This is a genomic window from Streptomyces sp. ATexAB-D23, from assembly GCF_000373645.1.
GTDB lineage: Bacteria > Actinomycetota > Actinomycetes > Streptomycetales > Streptomycetaceae > Streptomyces > Streptomyces castrisilvae.
In genome coordinates this window covers 1-5881 of the sequence record NZ_KB892056.1, presented here as the reverse complement: position 1 = coordinate 5881, position 5881 = coordinate 1, and the positions used below count along the sequence as shown (strand labels likewise).

Sequence of the window (5881 nt, the reverse complement as noted above, 5' to 3'; positions counted from 1 at the left end):
GCTCGCCCGGCTCTGGGCGGACGGTGCGGATGTCGACTGGGCGGCGTTCTACGCCCCGACCGGGGCCCGTACCGTCGACCTGCCCACGTACGCCTTCCAGCACCAGCGCTACTGGCCGCAGCCGCCGGTATCGAGGCCGGGCGACGTGTCCGCGGCCGGGCTCGACGACGCGGGGCACCCGCTGCTCGGCGCCGCCGTGGCACTGGCCGGGGACGACGGGCGGCTGTTCACCGCACGGATCGGCGTACGGGATCTGCCGTGGCTCGCCGACCACGAGGTGATGGGCACCATCCTCTTCCCCGGCACCGGCTTCCTGGAACTGGCGATGCGGGCGGCCGACGAGGTCGGCTGCGACCGCGTGGAGGAACTGACCCTGGCGGCCCCGCTGGTGCTCCCCGCCGACGGCACGGTGCGGTTGCAGCTCCAGGTCGGCGCGCCCGACGCGACCGGCCTGCGTCCGCTGAAGCTGCACGCGCGGCGCGACGACGCGCCGGCCGACGCCCCGTGGACCCTGCATGCGACGGGGCTCCTCGGCGGCGGCCGGCCCGAAGCGGCGTTCGACCTCGCCGCCTGGCCGCCGCCCGGCGCCGAGACCATCGACGTGTCCGACTTCTACGAGATGTACCGGCAGGGCGGATTCGCCTACGGCCCCTCGTTCCAGGGGCTGCGCCAGGCCTGGCGCAGCGGGGACGAGGTGTTCGCCGAGGTGTCGCTCGACGGGCCGCACGCCGAGGAGGCCGCCGCCTACGGGCTGCACCCGCCGCTGCTCGACGCGGCGCTCCAGGCGCTGACCTTCCTCGGGCTCGACGGGAGCGGCCGCAGCAGGCTGCCGTTCTCCTGGTCCGGTGTCTCCCTGTACGCGTACGGCGCGTCGAGCCTGCGCGTGCGGCTGGCGCAGGCCGGACCCGACGCGCTGGCCCTGGCCATCGCGGACGGTACGGGACAGCCGGTCGCCCACGTGGAGTCCCTGGCCATGCGCCAGGTGTCGGCGGCGCAGTTGCACAGCTCCCCGCGCACGACGGCCCCGCAGGACATCTTCCGGCTCGACTGGCTTCCGGTGTCCCTGCCGGAGCCCGCCGCGGACCCGGTCGCGGGCCGGCCGTGGGCGGTGCTCGGCGACGCGGCGACGGGGCTCGACGCCCTGGGGCTCGCGGAGGCGCTGGACGCCCGACTCGTCCCGGACCTGGACGCGCTGGGCGCCGAAGGGCCGGTCCCCGAGGTGCTGTTCGTGCCGTGCACGGGCAGGCACCCCACGGGCGAGGTCACCGCCGGCACGCTGGCGGCCGACACCCGGGCCCTGACCGTCCGCGTCCTGGACCTGCTCCAGCGCTGGCTCGCGGACAGCAGGTTCGCCTCCGCACGGCTCGTCCTCGTCACCAGTGGCGCCATCGCCGCCGGCGACCTCGAAGGGCCGGGCGATCCGGCGGCCGCCGCCGCGTGGGGGCTGGTCCGCTCGGCACAGTCGGAGGAACCCGGCCGGTTCGTGCTCGCCGACCTCGACCGGGACACGCTGACCGCCGGTACGGCGGCCGGCCTGTTCGCCGCGCTCGCCGAATCCGACGAGTCGCAGGTCGTGATCCGCGAAGGCGCGATACGGGCCGCCCGGCTCGTGCGCCCCGCCCCGGACGACACCCTGCTGCCCCCGGCGGACACGGAGGCCTGGCGGCTCGACAGCACCGGACGCGGCAGCCTGGGCAACCTGACCCTCGCCGCCGACCCCGACCTGCTGGAACCGCTCGGCCCGGACCAGGTCCGGGTGGCCGTCCGCGCGGCCGGGCTCAACTTCCGGGACGTACTGAACGCGCTCGACATGTATCCCGGGGAACCCGGACCGATGGGCGTCGAGGGCGCCGGCGTGATCACCGAAGTGGGCCCGGGAATCACTGGGTTCGCGCCGGGAGACCGCGTACTCGGCATGTTCGGCAAGGCATTCGGGCCGGTCTCGGTCGCCGACCGGCGCATGATCGCCCGGATGCCCGAGGACTGGACCTTCGAGCAGGCCGCCTCAGTGCCGGTGGTCTTCCTCACCGCCTACTACGCACTGGTCGACCTGGCAGGGCTCAAGTCCGGTGAGTCGGTCCTCGTGCACGCCGCCGCCGGCGGTGTCGGCATGGCCGCCGCACAGCTCGCCCGGCACCTCGGGGCCGAGGTGTTCGGCACGGCGGGACCGGCCAAGCACGACACGCTGCGCTCCCTCGGCATCGACGACGCCCACCTCGCCTCCTCCCGCGACCTGGACTTCGAGGAGCACTTCCGTACGACGGCGGGGGCGGGCGGCATCGACGTCGTACTGAACTCACTGGCCCGTGAATACGTGGACGCCTCGCTGCGGCTGCTCGGCGGCGGTGGCAGGTTCCTCGAAATGGGCAAGACCGACGTCCGCACCCCAGAAAGCCTCACCGAGGCGCACCCGGGCGTGGCCTACGCGGCCTTCGACCTCATCGAGGCCGGACCCGAACGCATCGGCGAGATGCTGGTCGAGGTGCTGCGGCTCATCGGGGAGGGCGCGCTGCGCCCGCTGCCCCTGGCCACCTGGGACGTGCGCCGCGCGCCGGAGGCGTACCGGTACGTCAGCCAGGCCCGGCACATCGGCAAGGTGGTCCTCACCCTGCCCAGCCGCCCCGACCCGGACGGCACCGTGCTCGTCACCGGAGGCACCGGGGGCCTCGGCCACTACGTGGCCCGCCACCTGGTCGAACGGTACGGAGTGCGCAACCTGCTGCTCACCAGCCGCAGGGGAGCGCGGGCCGAGGGCGCCGAGGGCCTCGTCGCCGAGCTGGAGAAGCTCGGCGCCCGGGTCAGGATCGAGGCGTGCGACGCGGCCGACCGGGACGCGCTGGCCCGTACCCTCGCCACCGTCGAGAAGGAGCATCCGCTCACCGCGGTCGTGCACGTCGCCGGAGTGGTGGACGACGGGGTCATCCCCTTCCTCACCCCCGAACGGCTGGACACCACCCTGCGGCCCAAGGCGGACGCCGCGCTCAACCTGTACGAGCTGACGAAGGACAGCGACCTCGCCGCCTTCGTCCTCTTCTCGGGCGCGGCCGGCACCCTGGGCGGCGCGGGCCAGGCCAACTACGCCGCCGCGAACGCCTTCCTCGACGAGTTCGCCCGCTGGGCACGCCACCGCGGGGTCCCCGCCGTGGCGCTGGCCTGGGGGCCGTGGATAGCCGACCGGGGCATGACCGGGCACCTCACGGACAACGACATCGCCCGCATGGCGAAGGCCGGGCTCCGGCCGCTCGACGCGCAGGCGGGGCTCGCCCTGCTCGACTTCGCGCTGACCGCCGACGAGGCCGCCCTGCTCCCGATGCGGCTGGACACCTCACCGCAGGCGTTCACCGCCGGGCCCGTACCGCCGATGCTGCGCCACCTCGCGGGCAGCGCCGCACCCCGGCGCACCCAGGCGGCAGCCGCGGCCGCCCCCGAACCGGGCGCCGCACTCGCGGGCCGGCTGCGGGCCCTGCCCGCGGCCGACCGCGCCGACCATCTGCTCGACCTGGTCTGCGGGCAGGCGGCCGCGGTCCTCGGCCACGGCTCGGCCGACGACGTCGAACCGGACGGGGCCTTCCTCGGCTTCGACTCCCTGACGGCCATCGAACTGCGCAACCGGATGGGCGTCATGACCGGCACGCGGCTGCCCGCGACGCTGGTCTTCGACTACCCGACACCGGCCGCGCTCGTGGAGTACCTGCTGGCCGAACTCGTCCCCGACGGCGGCCCGGACCACGACACGGCCGGTGCGCCGAGCCCGGTCGCGGACGGTTCCACGGCCCTGGACGAGATCGAGCGGCTGGAACAGACCCTGGACCGGCTGGCCGGCTCCGGTGCCGCCGCGACCGGGGACGACTCGGTGCAGCGACGCCTGCGGGCCCTGGCGGAGAAATGGGCCGCCGCGAGCGGGACAGCGACGGCGACGGCGGTGGCGATCGGCGAACCCACGGGTGACGACGAGACCGACGCACTTGAGTCGGCAACGGCTGACGAACTCTTCAAAATGATCGACGGCGAATTTGGTGGGACGTCTTGAGCGAGAACCGGGTTGTCAGCGCCGACGGCGAGCAGGAGAAACTGCTCGGCTACCTCAAGAAGGTCACCGGCGACCTCCGCCAGGCACACCGCAGACTGCGGGAGATCGAGGCGGCGAGCACCGAGCCGATCGCCATCATCGGCATGGGCTGCCGGCTGCCCGGCGGCGTCCGCTCCCCGCAGGAGCTGTGGCAGCTCCTCGACCGGGCGGGCGACGGCATGTCCGCCTTCCCCGTCGACCGGGACTGGGACCTGGAACGGCTCTTCGGACCCGACTCCAGCCTGCCGGGCACCAGCCACGCCCGCGAAGGCGGCTTCACCTACGACGCCACCGAGTTCGACCCCGCCTTCTTCGGCCTCAGCCCACGCGAAGCCCTCGCGATGGACCCGCAGCAGCGGATGCTGCTCCAGACCTCCTGGGAGGCCTTCGAACACGCCGGCATCGACCCCACCGGCCTGAAGAACAGCGACACCGGCGTCTTCGTCGGCGCGGCCTCCACCGGCTACGGATCACACCTGACCGAACTCCCGCAGGGCGTCGAGGGCTACCTCCTCACCGGCAACTCCATGGCCGTCGCCTCCGGCCGCATCGCCTACACCCTCGGCCTCAAGGGCCCCGCCGTCACCGTCGACACGGCCTGCTCCTCCTCCCTGGTCGCGCTCCACATGGCCGTCCAGTCGCTGCGCTCCGGCGAATGCTCCCTCGCCCTCGTCGGGGGCGTCACCGTGATGTCGACGCCCGGCATGTTCCTGGAGTTCAGCCGCCAGCAGGGCCTGTCGGCCGACAGCCGCTGCAAGGCGTTCTCCGACGACGCCGACGGCACCGGCTGGTCCGAGGGCGCCGGCCTGCTGGTACTGGGCCGCCTGTCCGACGCCGTACGCGACGGACACCGCGTCCTGGCGGTGGTGCGCGGGACGGCCGTCAACCAGGACGGCGCGTCCAACGGCCTCACCGTCCCGAACGGTCCCTCGCAGCAGCAGGTCATCCGGTCGGCGCTGGACAACGCCCACCTCGCGCCGACGGACGTGGACGCGGTGGAGGCGCACGGCACGGGCACCAAGCTGGGCGACCCCATCGAGGCGCAGGCGCTGCTTGCCACGTACGGGCAGAAGCGTCCTGCGGACCAGCCGTTGTGGCTGGGCTCGGTGAAGTCGAACATCGGGCACACGCAGGCCGCTGCCGGTGTCGCGGGTGTCATGAAGATGGTCCTCGCGATGCGGAACGAGACGCTGCCGAAGACCCTGTACGCGGAGAAGCCCTCGACCCACGTGGACTGGTCGGCGGGCGGGGTCGAACTCCTGACGGAGGCCAGGGACTGGCCACGCGGCGAACGCCCGCGCAGGGCGGGCATCTCGTCCTTCGGTATCAGCGGTACGAACGCCCACGTCATCCTGGAGGAGGCCCCCGCCCCGGCGGAGCAGGAACGGGCCGGCACGGACGCCGACACGGACACGGTCACGGTGACCCCGCCGGTCCTGCCCTGGCCGCTGTCCACCCGTCAGCCGGAAGCCCTCCCCGAACTCGCGGCCCGCCTCCGCACCTCCCTGACCGCCCACCCGCACACCCGCCCCCAGGACGTCGGCCACACCCTGGCCACGGGCCGCGCCGCGTTCGAACACCGGGCCGTGGTCCTGGCCCCCGACGCGGAATCGGCCCTCGCCGACCTGACCGCCCTCGCCACCGGCAACGCGACCGCCGGCCGCGTGGTCCGGGGCACGGCCGCGGGCCGGGGCGGACGCGGCAGGAGGCGGCTGGCGTTCGTGTTCTCGGGTCAGGGTGGTCAGCGGGTCGGGATGGGCCGGGAGCTGGCGGAGGCGTTCCCGGTGTTCGCGGCGGCGCTGGATGAGGTGT

1 protein-coding gene and 1 pseudogene are annotated in these 5881 nt (G+C 74.1%); both read left to right on the top strand.

The features are described 5' to 3' along the window. Positions 1 to 4030: SDR family NAD(P)-dependent oxidoreductase (locus B082_RS0129790; protein ID WP_018555452.1), on the top strand; the 4030-nt coding region annotated here is incomplete at its 5' end. Between the two features lie 32 nt (positions 4031 to 4062). Next, positions 4063 to 5881: pseudogene (locus B082_RS0129785) on the top strand (type I polyketide synthase); the annotation flags it as partial.